Here is an 18,444-nt window from a genome sequence, read left to right on the forward strand (position 1 = left end):
TATCGGAGACCTGGCCGATGCCGTTGGGATATACCATACCAATCCTAAGTTATATTATGTGCCTAAGCAGAATGCTATAGGTCGTTTTAACGACGAATTTGGCGATGCTCTTTATGCAATTGAGGAAAGGACAGCAGACGGCCATGGCGATAAAGCCAGTTTTGGCTATGCCAATGAGATGATCAGTACTCATGATATGATCGACAAATTGAAAAAGAATGAAAATCACAGGGTAGATGAAACCACCTATGTGCGTGCCCGACTTTTTGATATGCTTTTAGGAGATTGGGATCGTCATCAGGATCAGTGGCGCTGGGCCGTTTTTGAAGAAAATGGGGTGACTACCTATAAGCCGGTACCAAGAGATCGTGATCAGGCATTTTCAATAATGAATGATGGTTTTGCTCTGGGACTGGCTACTTTACTGGCAGCCCCAGCACGTGTCTTAAATTCATACGAAGAAGATATCAAAGATGTACAATGGAGCAATTTAAATCCATATGTTCTGGATGTTGCCGTGATACAAGAATCAGACAAAGCAGTTTGGGATGAACAGGCGGCTTATGTATCTTCTCATATTACTGATGAGATCATAGATGCCGCATTTGAAAAGTTGCCTGATGAAGTGAAGGATGAGAATATGGAGGATATAAAGCACAAGTTAAAAGGCAGGCGTTCTAACTTGCGAAAAATTTCCGATGCGTATTTTAAAGTTGTAAATAAATATGCAGTAGTACGAGGTACAGATAAGGATGATTGGTTTGAAATTGAACGAATGCCTCAAGGTAGGACAAAAGTTACCGGATACCGGATTATAAAAGGCGAAAAGGGACCGGTATTTTTTGAACGGACATTTGAGGTTGGCAGTACGAAAGAAATTTGGGTATATGGTCTGGATGATGAAGATTATTTTCACGTGGCTGGCGATGGAGATCATCTTATAAAGCTCCGTATAGTGGGTGGTTCTAATAATGATAGATATGAGGTCTTAAATGGGAAAAAGACCCATATCTATGATTTTAAAAGTAAACCCAATACACTGATTACTAAAAAGGGTAAGCAGCACATCAGAGATGATTATGAGAATAATAATTATGACTATAGGAAGCCAAAATATAATGTTAATGCAATACTTCCATTAATAGGAATTAACCCGGATGATGGTTTAAAGATAGGCCTTATAGCTGGGCATACTACCTATGGCTTTGAGCGAAATCCGTTTACGTCCACTAACAGGATAGGAGCTGCCTTATATACCTCTACAGGAGGATTTGATATACGATATCAGGGAGAATTTGCTCATGTGGTAGGTAAATGGAATCTGGCGATTAATGGGGTGTTTACAAGCCCTAATTACAGTATAAACTTTTTTGGATTTGGAAATTCAACACCTAATCCTAATGCTGATGATGAGGAAAATTTTGATCTGAATTACAATCGGGTCAAACTGGGAACATTAGGAGGTTCTGCGGGATTAGTATGGCATGGCGAGAATGGAGGAGAATTTGGGATAGGGGTAAACTATAAATCCTACGAGTTGGAAGAGACAGAAGGAAGATATATCAATTTGTTTTCGGATTTTATACCTCAGGAAGAAAAAAATAATTTTGTGGGTGCCGAAGCGGTTTATAGTTATACGAATAATGATAACCCTGCTTTCCCAACCTTGGGTATGGAAGCGGAATTACAAACCGGAATTACATCCAATCTTGAGAATTCAAATACATTTGGGTATTTAATCCCAACGCTTGGTTTTGCATATAAGATATCACCAAATGGGCAATTAGTTTTTGCCACTAAGTCTAAGGCCCATCTAATTTTTGGCGATGATTTTGAGTTCTACCAGGCAGCGAGCATAGGTGGTAACGACGGCTTGCGGGGCTACAGAAACGAGCGCTTTACCGGAAAATCTTCATTTTACCAGACCTCTGATCTTCGCTTTAATTTTAAAAGATATAAAACAGGACTAATACCGGTTGAAGTAGGTATTTTTGGTGGATTTGATGTGGGCAGAATCTGGGTAGATGATAGTCTGGTTGTTGATCCTTCATTTAATAGAAATATCTGGAATACCTCCTATGGGGGTGGATTTTTTGTAAATGGGGCAGATTTGATCACTGCTAACCTTGGGTTATTTGGTTCGGATGATGGCCTGAGATTTTATTTTGGATTTATTTTAGGCTTATAATAGGACCCCAATTCCCTTGTATAAGTAATTGGGTGTCATTATATGATATATTTTTAGTAGCTTGGCACACTATTTAAAAATCATTAAAATATTAAAAAAGCTATGAAAAAAAATCTCCATATACTGGTGGCACTATTTGCTGTCATTTTTTTATACAATTGCGGTAGTGTAAAAGTCCGGGACCTCTGGACAGGTGAAGATGAAGCCATTGCTAAATTCAAGGAAAAGAAAATTCTGGTTTATGCAAGAACAGCCGACAATACGGCCAGAATTGCTTTTGAGGAAGCATTGGCCAATGAATTGAGGGAAAGAGGATATAATGTGACGGAAAGTTTTAAAAAATTTCCAAAAATTCATGCCCAAAAAGAAATTTCTGAAGAACGGTTAGCGTTTGTACAAAGTATCCTTGATAGTGAGGGATATAATGGAATTGTAGTTGTTGCCGTTAAAAACGAGGAGCAAGTAACTACAACTTCCAGCAGTGGAGTAGGCATAGGTGTTTCAGGAGGATATCCGGGGTATTATGGGGGATATCCGGGGTATTATGGAGGATTTAATAATTATTACAGGACGCCATATGCTTATGGCTCATATTATAATTCCTTCGGGGGTTATATCCCAACCTCCACTACAACCAGGACTTCTACAAACTATGTTTTAGAAACAGTATTTTACAATCTTGATGAACCAGAGGAAAACCAATTAGTGGCTGTCGTAACATCCGAATTAGAAGACCCTAAAGAGGCCTATAAAACTGCAGGAAAGTATGTGGAAACAATGGTGAAAGCTTTCGAGAAATAGCTCTGGCCTGCCATTTTTTAAGCCTCTGCTATTAGGTAAAATGATTTGAGTAAAAAATTTGAATGCTGGTTTATTCTTATCCAATTTAGATCAGCTATCTTACCTTCAGACATTACAGGAACTGAACTGTAAAAACCATGATCTATAGAGAGAATATGCTTCAAAATTTAGAGCCTATTATTGTGCCAGATCCGATTGCTTTCTGGCCTCCGCAGCCGGGGTGGTATGTGGTTGCAATTATTTTACTGGGACTTACTATACTTGGAGTTATAAAGTGGATGGCCTATAAAAGGAAAAATGAGTATAGGAATTGGGCACTGCAGGAATTGCAAAAACTTAACGTTTTAAAAGCAGATTACAAAGAAATAGACCTCCTTAACAAATTATTGAAAGCTACGGCGCTGCAAGGTTACCCTAGAACGGAAGTAGCCGGACTATATGGCGCAAAATGGCTGCAGTTTCTCGAAGAAACCTATCCCAAAGCCAGATTTACTGTAACCCCTGGAATTTTTTTAGAAGAAGCATCTTACCGGCGAAATGGATCAATAAACATAAAGGACGAAGATTGGGTAGAGATAATTAGATTAAGCGGGGAATGGATAAAAGGGCATAAAATAAATAGGCGTTAAGATAATGGGGTTATATTGAAGAATAAAATAAAATAGTTTAAAATGACATGGGTCCTCCTTATCATACTGGCGGAAATTGCCCTTACGCTCACCTCCTTATATTTATTAATTAAGGATGGCAGTAAACCCATACGCATATGGGCATGGATCCTGCTTATTATTTTTATTCCATTTATTGGGGCAATGTTGTATTTCTTTTTTGGAGTAAATCTTCGAAGACAAAAGCTTTTCGATCTAAAAAAAGAGATAGATTACATTCAATTCGAGAATTTTGTTAAGAAGTATTCAGCAGAAGCAGAATTAAGTTTATTAAAAAGACACGATGTAACCCCTGCTTATTTAAACCTCATACGATTGCTCACCAGAGTTAACAGCGCTATCATTACTTTTAACAATAAGGTTAGGATACTCAATGATGGACCGGACACCTTCAGGGCTATTTTTGAAGCTTGTGAGAAAGCAGAAGAATATATTCACTTGCAATATTATATTTTCATTGATGGACAATTGGCAGATCGTTTTGTCACACTGTTCGAAAAGAAAATAGCACAGGGAGTTAAAGTAAGACTCATTTATGATGCCCTGGGCAGTTGGGATTTATCAAATAAGATGATAAATAAATTCCGTGAAATTGGAGTGCAAATTTTTCCTTTTATGCCTGTCCGGTTTGGCAGGTTGGCCCGTTTAAATTATCGTAATCACCGGAAGATTTTAATTGTGGATGGCTTAGTTGGTTTTACGGGCGGAATTAATGTGGATGACAAATATATCAAGGATGATAACATTTTAGGTCATTGGACAGATACTCACCTGATGATTCAGGGAATGAGTGTAAACTTCCTGCATTTTGTGTTTCTTTCAGATTGGCTTTTTGTCACCAGGGAAAATTTGATTAAACCAGATATTTTTAAATTGATGGATAAAATTGGAGACACTCCTGTCCAAATTGTATCCAGTGGCCCGGACGCTGATTATCCTAATATCCTGCAACAGTACCTGTATATTTTATATCAGGCAAAAGAGTATGTGTATATTGTGAATCCCTATTTGGTTCCTGATTCTACCCTTTCATTAGCCATTAAAACCGCTGCCTTAAGTGGTATAGATGTACGGATAATTGTTCCCAGGAATTCTGAGTCAGCCATGATTCATTGGGCAGTACAATCCTTTTTTAGCAGGTTCCTCACGGCAGGGGTTAAAATTTATTTGTTCCAGGAAGGTTTTATACATTCAAAGGTAATTATATCTGATGATTCCGTTTGTTCAATTGGAACTGCCAATTTGGACGTGCGGAGTTTGGAACAAAATTTTGAAGTGAACGCACTAATTTATAGCAAGGAAGAAACAATCTCTATGAAAAGGCAATTCTCGTCATTTCAAAAAAACAGTAAGCAGCTAACGCTTGAAGAACATTTAGCCAGGCCTCAAATTGATAGGGTAAAAGAAAAATTGGCAAGATTAACCAGTCCATTAATGTAGATTATTACATTTTTAAAACCTTTCTTTTGGCCAAAATTATATAGAATTAATAGTTGAGTGGAGAAGAGTATTCCAAACAGGAATAGTTAAACGCCGGAAAACACCTTTTAAGTGCTATGAACCATCTGGTTTTCAGATGCCTAAAGGATTAGGAGAAGCTAAATCAAAAAAGTGATTAAAATATAAAAGGCCCGGTTTTCCGGGCCTTTTATTATTTGTGAATAAATCTTTTATTGTACTGCCTCATATGAAAAATGTTGCCCGCCAAGGGAGGCTTCAACCATAAGTCCGCCCTCTACCATTGTAAAAACAGCAACTCCGCCCTGATAGGAAAAATCAGCTGAAGCCCCTTCGGTAATTGCCGTAGCAGAGACCTGTGCATTAAACTTCATTTTACCACTTTTAAATCGATCAAAAGCATCTTGATTTTCAAAGAAAATAACCTCTGCATATTGTTGTCCCCCGGCCTGAAGACCAAAGGATCCCTGTCCAAGTTTTGAAGAAGCTACTATTTCACCACCTTTATATACTAGTCCTTTGCCACCGGCGCCTCCAATAACTAATCCTGCCTTGGTTATTCTTGGATAGATGGCATATCCATAGGCCTTATCCTTGAAGGTTTGTAATTTGCCTACCTTTTGAATCATTTCTGCCAACTTTTCGTTACTATCTTTTTCCAAATCAACATTCCAGCCAGCTATCTGGGCATTAGAACTAAATGAGAAAGCAAAGCCCATGAGGAGTAATAAAAAAGATGTCTTTTTTAAATAGTTTGTGTTCATATTAAAATTATTAAGTTATTAAATTATTTAAGGGAACTTTCTGATTTACAGTATTTTATTGTTGTTGATAGTCAAACATATCACGCGATTAACAAGACCTGATTAAATGGCTGTAAAAGGTACAAAAAACATGGTAAAGTATCCCAAATTTATTGAACTATTTCAGAGTATTCAAAATCAATTATTATGCCAAAGATATCCTAACAGATTAATTGGGGAATAGCAAAAGAATTGATTAGTAGTCTACTTACCTTTAAAACCTTTTGCAATAGAATTTGCATATGCGGTTGCTGTATTTATAACATTGTCCGGGTTTTCAATTGAGGCTGTTATCCATGCCTCAAGCTGCTCGCCATCTTCCTTGTCCAAATTATAGATTACGGTTTCAAGTGTATAAAGTTTTGAAGTAATGGTAGTACCCTCTTGCTTTAAAGCAACATTATCGACGGAATATGAGCCCGGCAAGACCCAATAAGCATAAAATCCTCCATAAACCGAAGGCATACTTGCGCCACCATAAATCACCGCAGCATCATATTGTTCCGCACCCACTTCACGCGAATTAACTACAATATCCTTTAATATGGTAAGTACAACTCCATTATATCCGTCTTTTTCCAAAATAGTTCGGATATGCTGTTTTTGGTCATCAGATACCTTAGTGTTTGGTTTGAAATCGGGATATTTTTTATAGCTGGCGGTTGCTTTATACCCGCTGGCAACAAGTTTTTTGGTAATAGCATCTTCATATGCCATCCTCACATCCTTCTTTGTTGATCTGCCAACAACCAAAATGTTTTTATCCTGCATTGTTTCAACAGAATCAGATTTATAGGATTTAATGATTTTAAAGCTTGAGCAACTAGTAAGCAGTAGCGTGGCTAGTAGGATAAATAAAGGATATGTTTTTTTCATGTTCTATTTTGAACGGCTAATATATACAATATCTGGTAATTAATTTTCCTTGATAAATTCAGCTTTGCCGATTTTTCCGTTTCTTAGAACAGTCATGGTTATGACCTCCCCTTTTTGAGCTTCAGCTATTATCTTTCTGATTTTGAAAATGGAGTTGATATCTTTAATGGTTATGCCAGCTAATTCCAGAATAATATCCCCTCCAATTGTAAGTTCTGTTTCTTCAATTTTGGCTGAAATAGTACCACCCTTCAGACCTATTGCGCTTGCAGCTCCTTTAGAGGACAAACTTGTAATCAACAATCCTGCTTCCTGAGGAAGATTAAGTGCCTTTGCAAGATCTCCGTCCAGTAATATTGATTCCATACCGCCCCAAATACCCGGTTCCTGCATAAGTAATTTGTTTGCTACATTAGATGACATGGCAAATCCAATACCTTCAAAGCCTCCTGAGTTACTGTATATTCTACTTGCTATTCCTATAACTTCTCCTTTCATATTAAACATGGGTCCACCGGAATTACCCGGATTAATGGAAGCATCGGTTTGTAGAAATTCAATTTTTACAAAATTATTGCTCAAATGAGCCGGAACAAATCTGCCACTGAGTATTCCACGTGAAAGTGATTGTTTAAAACCATGAGGCGCACCTAGAACGAAGACATCATCCCCTATAGACAAACTATCAGAATCTCCTATGGGTGCAACTTTTTTATTCTTTAGCTGGAAATCTCCTTTTATTTTAATCAGGGCAACATCAGCTTGTGCGACCGAACTTATAACCATGCCTTCATAAATATCACCATCCAGGAATTCAATTTGAACTTCTTCGGCAGCTTGCACCACATGAGCTGCGGTCCAAATAAGGCCTTCATCAGCTATTAATACTCCGGAACCCTGAGATTCCTCAGTGACTACCTGAATATATTCCCCTTCACTTTCCCGAGTAACATTAATGATATCTATAACTACTACCGAGGAATTAATATCCTTATATAACTCTGCAAGGTTTTGCGCGTTTGTGATAAGAGAAATTAATAACGTAAGTGCTAAAATTATTTTTTTCATTTAAACTTTTCTTAAGAAGGCATAACTCAGATCACAACTCATATTAAATTTTCATTAAGCTGACTACAAAGACATGTCCAATTTATTGGTCTAAGATATAGTTTCTTTTGTTTCTGGAACTTTATTTACGGGTTAATACTTTGGTCAATTAAGGCATCCACAAGCTCCTTCGAATACTGCCCGATAGCTTCTTTTATGTCTTCAGGGTTTTTCAATTTAAATCTGCCAACCCATTGTAAATTGTCTTTCTGAGCTACAGTGATATCGTACAAACAACTTTCTACGGTATAATCCACCCCTGTTTCTATTCGATCCGGTTCCCAGGAAGTAGCGGGGTAATAGCTATAATACTGCCCAAACCTGCCATATTGAGGTGCTTGATATTCCAAATTACTGCCTCCCCGAACAACATCTTTGTATTGCTCCCTGTTTATTACATTGGTAATTAATACACCAGAGAAACCTGCATCAAGTAATTGAGAAATTAAGGTTTCAATTTCCTCATCTGACATTTCTTCGGAGAAGTTTTCGGTTTTAATAACATCTACAGAGGATTCCGCTTTTACGCCCCGGATTGCCAGTTCATTAGCAACCAGCCCTTCAGCCCTAATACGGGCTACTTTATCTTTGGTATGAGCTACCACCAGAATCTTCTCGTAATTTTTTTTGATGTTACTTACATTGGAAGATTCTCTGAGATAGGAACTGCTGCAAGCTGTTAATAAACAGCTTGTAAACCATACTATAACAAAGTTTTTAATCATAAAAACCGATTATTATTTAGGAATCTGAAAATTAAGCTTAATCATAAACCTACACAACACAATCATTCAATAAAGCCCCTTGATTTTCTAATCGTAAAAAACGATAAAGTGTTCTAACCCAAAGTTGTTTTAAATTGGTAATCAAACTCATATTTATAGGCTCCCAAGGCTTAAATAAAAAAATTATATTTACATATCGCATATGATCGCCATTTGAGAAGCAGATAATAGTAAAACACCTATGATGAAAATGGATTATATCGCAAAATAGTTAGTCCTTAATATTTTTACAATAAAAAGCATTGGTTTGAGTAAAAGAATTTATTTTTAATGAAGAATCAGTTGATTTATGAAAATTATAGAATATCTATACCTGTATAGATTTAGTATTTTTCTTTGTAGCCTTTTATTTATATTATTTGGGACCCTTTTTGTACCATCCAAATTGTTTGATGTTTTTGTTAATCCTGTATTTTTTATCGCTAATATACTGGCGGGAATTCTATTAATTTGGAATAAAAAGAAAATAAAAAACCTCTTTGTGTTTTTATTTTTCACATTGATTGTCGTTTACATACTTTCCTCATTATTGGCGATAGATGAAAAATCATTGACCTATTTACGATTTGGCATTTTATTTTCATTTTATTCCATTGTAACTTATGAGATTATTAGGCAGGTTTGGCAAAGTAAGAAGGTCAATAGAGGTGTAATTTTTGGGCTAATGAGTGGCTATATTAGTTTAGGTCTTGTTGGATTTTTTATTTGCATGTCTGTTGAGATTTTGGAACCTGGTTCTTTTTCCGGTTTGGTCAGTCAGAAATTGAATATTGAAGGAAACGGAGATGATTTAATGTATTTCAGTTTCATCACACTTTTAACAATCGGGTATGGGGATATTTTACCTGTCTCACAACTGGCTCGCAATGCAGCGGTGGTAATAGGACTTTTAGGACAGTTTTATCTCGTTATTGTTACAGCTGTTGTTGTGGAAAAATATATCAGGCACAGCTCTCGGTTGGACTGAGAAGCGCGAGAAAGTTTACCTCTCATAGCTTTTTAAAATGCTTCATTAACCCCAAAGTAAATACCGCTTTGTCCGTCAAGCCCTTTCCCGTAATCTAACCTAAGCCAGGTACTTTTATCTTTAATCAGTTTAAAACGTATTCCCCCTCCAATACTTGGTTTCATGTTATTAAAACTGAAAAGATCACCACCATTGTCATTCACACTGCCAAACAACCCAAAACCAGCTAAAGACCATCGTTCTTTAAAACGCCACCTGTATTCTGCCTGTACAATATACATGTGCTTGTCAATGAATCTGCCGTTAAAATACCCCCTTGCATTTTTGCTGCCCCCATAGCTGGCCATGCCCTGAAATGGCACATCCCCAAAATTGTTTTCTAAATAAAAGCGAAATGCCAAAATACTTTTTTTTGCTAGGGGTTGATACGTTCTTAAATCTAAAATAAATTTATTAAATGCATGTGATGCCCCAAAGAGTTCACTTGAAAAACGTGCGGCTAAACTAAGATAATTACCAGCCTGGGGGGCGCCAATATCATCTCGGGAGTCTAAATTAAATATGGCACCCAGTCCAATGATTTTTGCACCATCACTACCTGGGACCGCCTGGGTATCTAAAATACCACCTTCCAGTACTTCGGTAATCTGATAATTCGCATAGTTAACGGACAATCCAAAATTTAGATTCGGGGGTAATCTTTTTAAAAGATTGATATCAAATTTATTCGTAGTTTGGTTATAAGATTCTTTATTGCTCTCTGGAGTTGAAGGTCCAATACCCCAAAAGGAATTTGGAAAAACGCGATAAGTATAAAACATATCAATAAAATAATCTCCATGTCCCAGATAGATTTGAGGAGTAGCTTCAAATATAAATTGTTTCTCGGAAGTGTAGATTGCACTAAAAAAAATATTAGACAATCGTTGATTGTATTCATTAATATTCTTAAGAAAGAATAGCTGACCCCCTCCTCCAAATCCGAACTTCGTTTCAGGCGTATAAAAAATAATAGGTAATGCCACAAACTGAAGACTTTTTCCCTTTCTTATGGTATCGGATTGAATAAATCCGTCTTCATTATTGCGCTGGGCAAAAACTGTCGAGGACAGGAAAACGATAAGCAAGCTTGTGTATAAAATATACTTTTTCATCAGAAGAAAAAATCGTCAAGAATTACACCAAATCCGAAAGTAAATGAAATATTACTAATGGTAATATTTTCTGTGTTAACTGCCCCCCCTGTTTCGTTAATCGTATCGGCGTTAATCCAGTAATATTGAAGATTAAAACCAATATTAAATGAAATTAAATCTCTAATAACATAGGAATATCCTAAACTGATCAGAGTACCAAATCCATCTCCATCAGATTCCTCTCTATAATCGGGGATATCATTTATGGTGGCCAGACTACGATAAAGAACAAAGCCAGGGGAAACATTCAAAAATAGTGAACCATCTTTATTTTTAGAAAAATACCTGGCAAATTGGGGACCTATATATAAAGACTCACCCACGATATTTAATTCTCCTTTCGCTTCCTCCTTGATGGCTTGAAAAGTAACTCCAAAAAGCCATCTGTCTTTAAAGAATTTACCCGTTGACAGGTTTATTCCAAATTCATTGGAGATTATTTTATCATTTGTTGAGCTTAATTGATTTCGGCTACTACTAATGCTTCCGGATAGGGAGGTTAGCCAACGTCCTTTTCGGAAAGGGGTTAAAGTGGCGTCCGTACTGTCTGCAGAAACGATATCTTGAGGGAAGATTGGGCAAGCGTTGAATATCAGGAATATTAGTACTAGGCGCTTAGAAAATACGGTGAATTTCTGCATTGTTTTAAAATAAGTCAGGCCCTTTGGATTAATAATTTCAATTTACTTAAAATATATACAATCTTACCCGGAAGTCCCCTTAGAATTCATTATAAAAGTAAACCAAAAAGCCTATAAATACTAGGATTTCCCTTTTTTATTCACTATGAATGGAAGAAAATTACCCTTTAAGAGTATTTAGAATTTTACTCATAAAATTAGTTAAGTTTCAAGTAAATCTGTTCAATCGGGAAAAGAAAAAATTACCATATATTTGCCCTCATTTATTGGGGCACAAACCCTGCAAAAAAAGTTAAATCAATTCAAATAAATTGAAAATGACTCTATTAACAAACTATCGCCTACCCCTAATATTACTATTATTCACGGGTTTCTTTTTTCAAAGTAATGCACAAGACATTGATTTATCCGTAGATTATGGGTATCAATTGGGAACTAAATTAAATTACGGATCTAATTATCTTAAAGCCTCTGATGGCGGGTTTTTTAGGGGAATAGCAGGTTTCGAAGTAGGTTATGGGACAATGTTAGAACTTACTTATATGAAAATGAATACAGAATTATTAATAAGGGATATACTTATTAGTCCATCAGAAGACCGTTTGTCTGATCTGTCAATGGATTGGATTCACATTGGTAGTTCCAGGTATTTTGATTCATCAAGTGATTTAACGCCTTTTTTTGGCTTAAGTGCGGGAGTAACTATTTTTACGCCAAAGAATGAAAATCTTGCGATAACAACAAGAGATTTGGCCTCTACTACAGAATTTTCTTTTGCACTAAAGGGAGGTGTTATTTTTAACTTAAGTGATGTAATTGGTATCAAAATACAAGGAGATCTTATGTTTCCAGTTTCATGGGGTGGCCTATATGTAAATGGATTTGGCGGTGCAGTGTATGCCTCCGGAACAACCGTTATGGGGGCTTTTTCGGGAGGTCTTGTTTTTAGTTTAAATTAGAAATTTAATATTAACACCTAAAATATTAGCGAAAAGTCATTGACCAGCTAAGTGCAAAACTATTTAAATTTGCCCCCACATCCTTGAGTGCCTGCGAGTGAATATAGGTAAGCTTTATGCCCTGGTTTCCTGCAAATGTATATCCGGTTGAGGCCGCAGCAAAGAAATTAACACGTTGGTCATTTTTAGACTCATCATTTATGATTGAGGCGCCACCCTGGTTATAAGCAGCACTTAATGAGACCCATATACGACTCTTAAATTGTCTTATAAGATGGCTTTGCAGGCCAAGAGTGGGGTTCTGACTCCGTGTATTTCCATTAAAAAAATCCGCATTACGTGTAAATATTGCTAAAGATCCGGTAAATTCATACGACCATAGGCCCCAGCGATGGACAACACCCGCCTGAGGCCGGAAAACAAATCGATTATTTCCAATGTTAATGAGTTTTTCCTCAAAATATTCCCCAAAGGGCAGTCGTACTTCTATAGAAACCCCAAATGTAGTATTTACAGGATTTTCTTGGTAATATGCTTTTACCTCCTTTGGCCCTCCTGCCGGTGGGCCTATGAGATTTACGGATACCCTTGCCCACGGATCCATGAAACCATCTCTGTTTGTGCTGGCCGGTTCACCACTTAGCAAGCCTTCCCAGTGATCAATGGAAAAAGGAACCACAACATCTACCCGCGCTAGCTTATTGGCTATTCTAAACGGGCGGACATAAGAAATGGCAAAACTGTTTGCTTCTAGTGTAACATCGGATAATTCTAATACGGGATCAAATTTAACCTGCCCATTAGAATATACATAGCCCGCTCCCACAACATTAATTCCAAGCGGAATAGAAGTCCATCTTCTGGGCTCAATGTCCTGTGTAAAGCCTTGCTGCAGATACAGTATAAAGCATCCTATCAAAATGTTTCTCAGGAATAATAGTTTTTTTATCGCCATGGGTTATTGGAAGAGCACAGTTACTTGTTTGCTTTAACAGGATATTTGTTAAACATTTTTTTAACCGCTTTTGTAATTCTACTCAAGTTTGTATCAATTGAGGCTGAAATCATTCCTTTGGACACTGCCTGCCAAATTAGTTTATTATTCTCACTTTCTACAACATCCAGGATCACGGTCCCTTCGTTATAGTTTTGAACAACAATTTCTTGTGATTCCCAATGGTAATTTCGCTCTCCCATATATCTTGGAGCATCTCTAATATCGGTTTGCCTTGTCTTTTGTTCTGCAGAGATAACAACTCCAATGTTGAGGATTAGATCCGGATTCTCTTTCACTTTTTGGCACCCCCTGGCAGACATTTGTTCGTCAATCTTTGTAATTAAAAAATTTAGGCTCTCCTTTTTTGGTTCAAATTCCGGGATAGTTGTAACATTAAGACCATATACCTGATAGGTTTTGTATTTTTTGAAGTCTACTTTGGCAGCTTTGTTATAGGAAACCAAGACTTGAGACATCACTAAAAAAGGAATTGACCAAAAAAGGAATACAACACTGAGTTTTTTCAATGGTAATTCCATATTAGTCATTTGTTATTCCCCATCTTCTATAGGCCGACCTTAGAAATTCACTATAAATTTCTTTATGTATTTCAAATTGCTCCGGAGTGAGTAAATCTTCTAACTCTTTATCCTGCTTGGCTAATAAACTGTTTAATTCTTTTTTGAATCTCTCCTCTGAATACTCTTTATCCTTATCATCCAACCTCGCGATCTTGGCTACATAGTAAACAATAATACTGCTGTATTGGCTCATTTCCTCCTCGTTGAGGTCCATTCTTTTTACTTCATCCTGGAACCAAAGTTGAAGATTGTCCTTTTCTTCAGAAGAAAATATTTCAACTTTTCTTTCTTCTTTGCTGAGCTCCTGTGCCTTTATATTGGAGAATATAAAAAGACCAGTAATGCATAAAACTATTTTAATTCGAGTCATAGAAAATTGGGTTTAGATGATTTTTTAGGATTCAATGATCAATACAGAATTCGTTAGATACGCGTATAATTTTTGTTGTCCGCCATTTAGGGCATTAATTTCGACTTAACGATTACAAAAATAAACATATTAAAAATTGAATAACAGATATTATATTTTATAATCAAAAATAGCTAGTTTTTTGGCTATAAGTGCCTTCTTCATCCTGCAAAGTAATTCCTAGAAGTGAGAGATCCTCTGTGCTTAATCTGAGGCATCCATTCTGCCTTTTACCAATACTCCGGTATATAGATGCCAATGGTTTTTTAACCAGATGTCAAAGTAAAAGCCCGGGTTGAATTCGGAAAGACTTTTTCCATTCTTTAGGTCTGAAATGTCAGACCAGTTATATCCTTCTTCAAGACCAAACTCCAAATCCGGTGAATTTAGTTTATCTCCAAAAACTGCTGCAATAAGGACTTAAGAGTAACCACTCCACACATTAAAGAGTAGTATTAAAAAAATTTATTTTTCATATATATTAATTAGAAATTCTTCTACATCTTTAATTTTAATAAAGTTTTGTAAAAGAATTTCTAATTAAATTAAACAGATCGTTTTAAGGTATTTTGACAACCTGAAGTCAAGTTTTAACGAGGTTCGAAAGTAAACTTTTGCCCACCTACAGAGGCCTCATACATCAAACCTCCTTGAACTCGGGTAAAAATGGCCACACCATCCTGGTATGGAGCCACGGCAGCGGCACCTTCTGTAATGGCTACAGCAGAAGCTTGAGCGTCAAATTTAAACTTACCTCCGGTAAAACGGTCGTAAGCCCCTTTGTCTTCAAAGAATATTAATTCACTATACTGCTGACCTCCGGCCTGAAGCCCAAAGGAAGCTTGTCCAAGTTTTGATTCTCCCGTAGCTTTACCTCCTTGATATACTATGCCTTTCCCTCCGGCTCCTCCAAATCCTAAGCCGGCTTTGGTGATTTTTGGAAATATAGCATATCCATAAGCCTTTGAAAAATAGGTATCAAGTTTGGGTGCATCCTTCTTCATTTCAGAAATTGCCTCTTTACAGTCGTTTTCTAACTCAGGATTCCACCCGGCTTGAGAATAGGTTGTTGAAGAAATAATTAATGACAGAAATAGGGTAAAAATGGGTATTTTGAGTGCGTGTGAAGTTTTCATAGAAAAACTATTTTTTAACATTTATAGAAGGTCAAGATATAAATAAAATTGGTTAAAGCCCAATAATCTACATAGTTAAAAAAACAGCAATGATCCTTAGAACCTTAATGAATATAGGTTTCGCCCCGTTTTATTTAATTGCTCATCCGAAAATAGCAATGTTTTATTATTTAAGAAAGAAATGGATTCCAGTTGTGTGCTAATACCCAGGTCAATTGTTTTTAGATCCCCTTCGAAAAAATTTGAAAGATCAAAATTAGTGAATAGCCATAATTTACCGTAGCCCAGCAGCGCGATAGTTTTACCGTCCGGGGAAATATCCGCGGCTGTTATTTTACAGCTAGAAGTATCTGTACAGGGGATGAATTCTCCGAGGTAATTGGCTTTATAGTTCCCTTTTTTCGCAGGAATTCTGTATATCAGGGCCTTTCCATTAAAGGGTTGAGATCTGTTTTTCGTGATAAGATAGAGACTGTCTTTAGCATAAAAAATCGCCTCCGTGTCGTATATCAATTTGCTTTTTTTAGGAGGGAATTTTTTTTGATCTGGAAAATTGAATTCTATTTGTTCTGCTTCAATCTTGTCTCCTTTTTCTTTACCGGGATCTGGAATTTTATATATAACCAGGTCCTTCCTCTTATTTGCGTTATTCCCTGTATCAGCTATATAAACATTACCATTTTTATCCTGGGCCATATCTTCCCAATCCTTGTTTTTAGCATTTTTTACTTCAAGTTCCTTTAGGATCTTACCCTTGGTGTTTATCTGATATATTTTGTCTTCGTTACCACCGTCATTGACAAACCATATGGTTGAATCTTTTCCGATTGCCATTCCTGAATTTTCATCCAGTTTTTTAGGGAGTTTAGTGATGTAAGTAAGTTGGCCATAGTTGGCACAACTTGTCAAAAAGCTAAATATTAAGATGGCTACATATCTAGTCATCTACATTTATTAAAGGAAAATAAATCTCAGCTTTCCAATTAAGGGCATCATCACCCATATTAGGGTTATTATGAAAAACTTCTACAGGCAGACCGGTAACTTTAATGTCATTTTTATCGGCATAATCCAAAAGAGCATACCAGGCTCTGTCGGAAGTTATATAATTGCCATTATAAACGGCCATAAGAGCATCTCTTGAATTGAACTGTTTATACTTCAGATCCGGATGTTGTGGCAATGAATCGGATTTAATAATCGGATAACAAAAATCAAATTGTATACTGTCTGTTTCCATGTCCCATTGTGTGACCTCTAAAAATGGTCTTCCATTTAACTCAATCCCGTTATTAGCAAGGATAGTATTTAGTAGAGGATAATTGTTCATCATACCCTGTGCTTTTCCAAATTGAGTGGTCTTCACAGATACATAGGCACAATAAGTAGCTGGTAATTCATTCTTACCGGCTATTTTAACCCTGAATTTAGCTATATGTTCATTCAGTTTTTCATTAAAATCTTTAACCGTACTTATGGTTCTCTTTTCAAAATCTGTATTGAAAAATGGAATTGCAATTTTGTTTTTAAAACTATGATCAAGATCCTTTACATAAACCTTTATCTTTGAAGTAGAGTCCGTTAGTGGAATAATATCCCATTGATATAAATAAGTAGAATCGTTGAATTTTATATTTTGTTCCAGGTGTGTAAAACCTACCTGATTTACTAATTGAGCATCTTTTAGAGTAGAATTCCAAATTTTTAGTGATTGATTAATGGTACCGGGAAACGTCCTGACTTTAAAAGTCACCAGGTAATCATAGGGTTTTATAAACAAATACCACACAAGGCCAACAATTAAAATTGGCACTAAAACAAGAATGACTTTTTTCATATACCTAATTGGTCATTGTAAGGTTTTCCAAAACGAACTTGCCCAAATCTCTTCCTTGTTTTACGCCAACCGCAACGGCTTTCCTGTAATGAATTCCTCCGTACATTCTGCTTATAGCTGCTTCATCTGCGGCTTCATTAAATGAATTAAAACTTCTGACAGGCAAACCGTAGGCCACTTCGGTATCATCGGCAAAATCAAAATTATCACCAAAAATTTCCGTAAGTGCAGTTGCAGCCGCTCCGGAAACTACACTATGCCCGCTGGTGTACTCAGGAAATGGAGGGGTTTGCAATACAGGCTTCCAGTTTTCGTCAATATGTTCGTTGATCAAAGTTTCAGGCCTGATAAGGTTACTTCTGTACTTTTCATCCCAGCAACTAATAAAGGCATCAGCTATAGCCATGGATGTTTTGGTATAGGCATAAACGGTTTTGTTAAAATCACTATTTGTTTTTTTGGCGGCAATTTTAGTAATGCCTATCCAATGTGCACCGGGGCTAATTTTTTTTGTAGCAAACATCAAATGACCTCGTGTTACTGATACATATGGATTACAATCCCAGAACTGTGCAATGGCAATTTCTTCAGAGGCATCTCCCTTATCAGTGATTTCCACACTAATATCATATACTTCCTTTACTTCTTTATAAAATTCAGAACCTTCTTCCATAGAAAAAGGCGGCGGCGGCGTAGGTATAAACTGGTTTGCCGAATCTATCACAAAAGGGCGTATCTTATTCCAATGCGGCTCTATCCCATCCATATAAGCCGGCGGGGTGGGTTGCCATCTTGAGGGGTCATCCGTATCAACTGTAAACTTAGGCATTGTCCGTGTTTGATTATAATTGTCGCCATTCATCCATTTTGCAATATGCTCGGCAACCTGCATTCCATACTCCTTAGAGGCATTAAATTCTCTTGCATTTTTAGATTCCCAGATAGTATAGAGGCTATCTCTGAAGATCGCCAATTGCTCCTCAGAAAATATTACCCTACTGCTCACATCCATATGCGCTACTAAGGCAGCTAAAG

Annotated in this window: 19 protein-coding genes and 1 pseudogene; 6 read left to right on the forward strand and 14 right to left on the reverse strand. The window is 36.7% G+C overall.

Translation table 11 applies throughout. The features are described from left to right. From WBM60_RS15110 to cls, 4 genes and pseudogenes are all read left to right on the forward strand, one after another. Positions 1-2,188 (forward strand): annotated as a pseudogene (locus tag WBM60_RS15110) (metallophosphoesterase); the annotation flags it as partial. 102 nt (positions 2,189-2,290) lie between these two features. Continuing rightward, positions 2,291-2,989 carry a hypothetical protein gene (locus tag WBM60_RS15115; protein WP_424260198.1) on the forward strand — a complete coding sequence of 233 codons (699 nt, stop codon included), beginning with the start codon at positions 2,291-2,293 and terminating at the stop codon, positions 2,987-2,989. A 137-nt stretch (positions 2,990-3,126) separates the two neighbouring features. Beyond that, positions 3,127-3,618: a DUF4381 domain-containing protein gene (locus WBM60_RS15120; RefSeq protein ID WP_424260196.1), complete on the forward strand. Its 492-nt coding sequence runs from the start codon at positions 3,127-3,129 to the stop codon at positions 3,616-3,618. A gap of 42 nt (positions 3,619-3,660) precedes the next feature. Continuing rightward, on the forward strand, positions 3,661-5,097 hold the full coding sequence (gene cls / locus WBM60_RS15125; RefSeq protein WP_424260194.1) for a cardiolipin synthase: 1,437 nt from the start codon (positions 3,661-3,663) through the stop codon (positions 5,095-5,097). A gap of 230 nt (positions 5,098-5,327) precedes the next feature. On the opposite strand, the gene WBM60_RS15130 is transcribed toward cls, so the two are convergent. The 4 genes from WBM60_RS15130 to WBM60_RS15145 all read right to left on the reverse strand — a co-directional run bounded on the left by WBM60_RS15130 (position 5,328) and on the right by WBM60_RS15145 (position 8,626). Then, the gene (locus WBM60_RS15130; protein ID WP_424260192.1) at positions 5,328-5,879 is read right to left on the reverse strand and encodes a YSC84-related protein; all 552 of its coding nucleotides are present in this window, start codon (positions 5,877-5,879) and stop codon (positions 5,328-5,330) included. A 243-nt stretch (positions 5,880-6,122) separates the two neighbouring features. Then, entirely contained in the window at positions 6,123-6,794 is a 672-nt protein-coding gene (locus WBM60_RS15135; protein ID WP_424260190.1) for a hypothetical protein, read from the reverse strand. A gap of 39 nt (positions 6,795-6,833) precedes the next feature. Further along, on the reverse strand, positions 6,834-7,862 hold the full coding sequence (locus tag WBM60_RS15140; RefSeq protein ID WP_424278633.1) for a S1C family serine protease: 1,029 nt from the start codon (positions 7,860-7,862) through the stop codon (positions 6,834-6,836). A 125-nt stretch (positions 7,863-7,987) separates the two neighbouring features. After that, complete coding sequence (locus tag WBM60_RS15145; protein ID WP_424260186.1) at positions 7,988-8,626, reverse strand: hypothetical protein; 639 nt, start codon at positions 8,624-8,626, stop codon at positions 7,988-7,990. Between the two features lie 445 nt (positions 8,627-9,071). Here WBM60_RS15145 and WBM60_RS15150 point away from each other — a divergent pair, with 445 nt between their 5' ends. Next, the gene (locus WBM60_RS15150; protein ID WP_424260184.1) at positions 9,072-9,653 is read left to right on the forward strand and encodes an ion channel; all 582 of its coding nucleotides are present in this window, start codon (positions 9,072-9,074) and stop codon (positions 9,651-9,653) included. A gap of 32 nt (positions 9,654-9,685) precedes the next feature. Here the strand turns inward: WBM60_RS15150 and WBM60_RS15155 are convergent, their stop codons facing one another. Both WBM60_RS15155 and WBM60_RS15160 read right to left on the reverse strand, forming a co-directional pair. Then, the gene (locus tag WBM60_RS15155; protein WP_424278634.1) at positions 9,686-10,807 is read right to left on the reverse strand and encodes a BamA/TamA family outer membrane protein; all 1,122 of its coding nucleotides are present in this window, start codon (positions 10,805-10,807) and stop codon (positions 9,686-9,688) included. Further along, positions 10,807-11,490: an autotransporter outer membrane beta-barrel domain-containing protein gene (locus WBM60_RS15160; RefSeq protein ID WP_424260180.1), complete on the reverse strand. Its 684-nt coding sequence runs from the start codon at positions 11,488-11,490 to the stop codon at positions 10,807-10,809. Before WBM60_RS15160 ends, WBM60_RS15155 begins: the two co-directional genes overlap by 1 nt. 317 nt (positions 11,491-11,807) lie before the next feature. Between WBM60_RS15160 and WBM60_RS15165 the strand changes: the two genes are divergently transcribed. Beyond that, the gene (locus WBM60_RS15165; RefSeq protein ID WP_424278635.1) at positions 11,808-12,449 is read left to right on the forward strand and encodes a hypothetical protein; all 642 of its coding nucleotides are present in this window, start codon (positions 11,808-11,810) and stop codon (positions 12,447-12,449) included. Between the two features lie 25 nt (positions 12,450-12,474). Here the strand turns inward: WBM60_RS15165 and WBM60_RS15170 are convergent, their stop codons facing one another. From WBM60_RS15170 to WBM60_RS15205, 8 genes are all read right to left on the reverse strand, one after another. Beyond that, on the reverse strand, positions 12,475-13,404 hold the full coding sequence (locus WBM60_RS15170) for a transporter (RefSeq protein WP_424260176.1): 930 nt from the start codon (positions 13,402-13,404) through the stop codon (positions 12,475-12,477). Between the two features lie 20 nt (positions 13,405-13,424). Beyond that, complete coding sequence (locus WBM60_RS15175) at positions 13,425-13,985, reverse strand: DUF4136 domain-containing protein (RefSeq protein ID WP_424277044.1); 561 nt, start codon at positions 13,983-13,985, stop codon at positions 13,425-13,427. Between the two features lies 1 nt (position 13,986). Then, positions 13,987-14,397, reverse strand: a complete 411-nt coding sequence (locus WBM60_RS15180) for a hypothetical protein (RefSeq protein WP_424260172.1) — start codon at positions 14,395-14,397, stop codon at positions 13,987-13,989. Positions 14,398-14,640: 243 nt separating this feature from the next. Beyond that, a complete protein-coding gene (locus WBM60_RS15185) occupies positions 14,641-14,811 on the reverse strand; it encodes a hypothetical protein (protein ID WP_424277043.1) in 171 nt (56 codons plus the stop codon). 215 nt (positions 14,812-15,026) lie between these two features. Further along, entirely contained in the window at positions 15,027-15,572 is a 546-nt protein-coding gene (locus WBM60_RS15190) for a YSC84-related protein (RefSeq protein WP_424260168.1), read from the reverse strand. 96 nt (positions 15,573-15,668) lie between these two features. Continuing rightward, a complete protein-coding gene (locus WBM60_RS15195; protein WP_424283279.1) occupies positions 15,669-16,517 on the reverse strand; it encodes a hypothetical protein in 849 nt (282 codons plus the stop codon). After that, positions 16,510-17,409 carry a GyrI-like domain-containing protein gene (locus tag WBM60_RS15200; RefSeq protein WP_424283280.1) on the reverse strand — a complete coding sequence of 300 codons (900 nt, stop codon included), beginning with the start codon at positions 17,407-17,409 and terminating at the stop codon, positions 16,510-16,512. The genes WBM60_RS15195 and WBM60_RS15200 overlap by 8 nt, the downstream gene beginning before the upstream one ends. 4 nt (positions 17,410-17,413) lie before the next feature. Continuing rightward, positions 17,414-18,444 (reverse strand): vanadium-dependent haloperoxidase (locus tag WBM60_RS15205; protein WP_424283281.1); only part of this gene is annotated, 1,031 nt, incomplete at its 5' end.

Origin of the sequence: Eudoraea sp., assembly GCF_049669105.1 — a bacterium.
Classification (GTDB): Bacteria; Bacteroidota; Bacteroidia; order Flavobacteriales; family Flavobacteriaceae; genus Eudoraea.

Bases quoted from the DNA above. Each gene is read 5' to 3' on its own strand.
- WBM60_RS15115 (WP_424260198.1), top strand. From the start codon at position 2,291: ATGAAAAAAAATCTCCATATACTGGTGGCACTATTTGCTGTCATTTTT.
- WBM60_RS15120 (WP_424260196.1), top strand. From the start codon at position 3,127: ATGATCTATAGAGAGAATATGCTTCAAAATTTAGAGCCTATTATTGTG.
- cls (WP_424260194.1), top strand. From the start codon at position 3,661: ATGACATGGGTCCTCCTTATCATACTGGCGGAAATTGCCCTTACGCTC.
- WBM60_RS15130 (WP_424260192.1), bottom strand. From the start codon at position 5,879: ATGAACACAAACTATTTAAAAAAGACATCTTTTTTATTACTCCTCATG.
- WBM60_RS15135 (WP_424260190.1), bottom strand. From the start codon at position 6,794: ATGAAAAAAACATATCCTTTATTTATCCTACTAGCCACGCTACTGCTT.
- WBM60_RS15140 (WP_424278633.1), bottom strand. From the start codon at position 7,862: ATGAAAAAAATAATTTTAGCACTTACGTTATTAATTTCTCTTATCACA.
- WBM60_RS15145 (WP_424260186.1), bottom strand. From the start codon at position 8,626: ATGATTAAAAACTTTGTTATAGTATGGTTTACAAGCTGTTTATTAACA.
- WBM60_RS15155 (WP_424278634.1), bottom strand. From the start codon at position 10,807: ATGAAAAAGTATATTTTATACACAAGCTTGCTTATCGTTTTCCTGTCC.
- WBM60_RS15160 (WP_424260180.1), bottom strand. From the start codon at position 11,490: ATGCAGAAATTCACCGTATTTTCTAAGCGCCTAGTACTAATATTCCTG.
- WBM60_RS15165 (WP_424278635.1), top strand. From the start codon at position 11,808: ATGACTCTATTAACAAACTATCGCCTACCCCTAATATTACTATTATTC.
- WBM60_RS15170 (WP_424260176.1), bottom strand. From the start codon at position 13,404: ATGGCGATAAAAAAACTATTATTCCTGAGAAACATTTTGATAGGATGC.
- WBM60_RS15175 (WP_424277044.1), bottom strand. From the start codon at position 13,985: ATGGAATTACCATTGAAAAAACTCAGTGTTGTATTCCTTTTTTGGTCA.
- WBM60_RS15180 (WP_424260172.1), bottom strand. From the start codon at position 14,397: ATGACTCGAATTAAAATAGTTTTATGCATTACTGGTCTTTTTATATTC.
- WBM60_RS15190 (WP_424260168.1), bottom strand. From the start codon at position 15,572: ATGAAAACTTCACACGCACTCAAAATACCCATTTTTACCCTATTTCTG.
- WBM60_RS15195 (WP_424283279.1), bottom strand. From the start codon at position 16,517: ATGACTAGATATGTAGCCATCTTAATATTTAGCTTTTTGACAAGTTGT.
- WBM60_RS15200 (WP_424283280.1), bottom strand. From the start codon at position 17,409: ATGAAAAAAGTCATTCTTGTTTTAGTGCCAATTTTAATTGTTGGCCTT.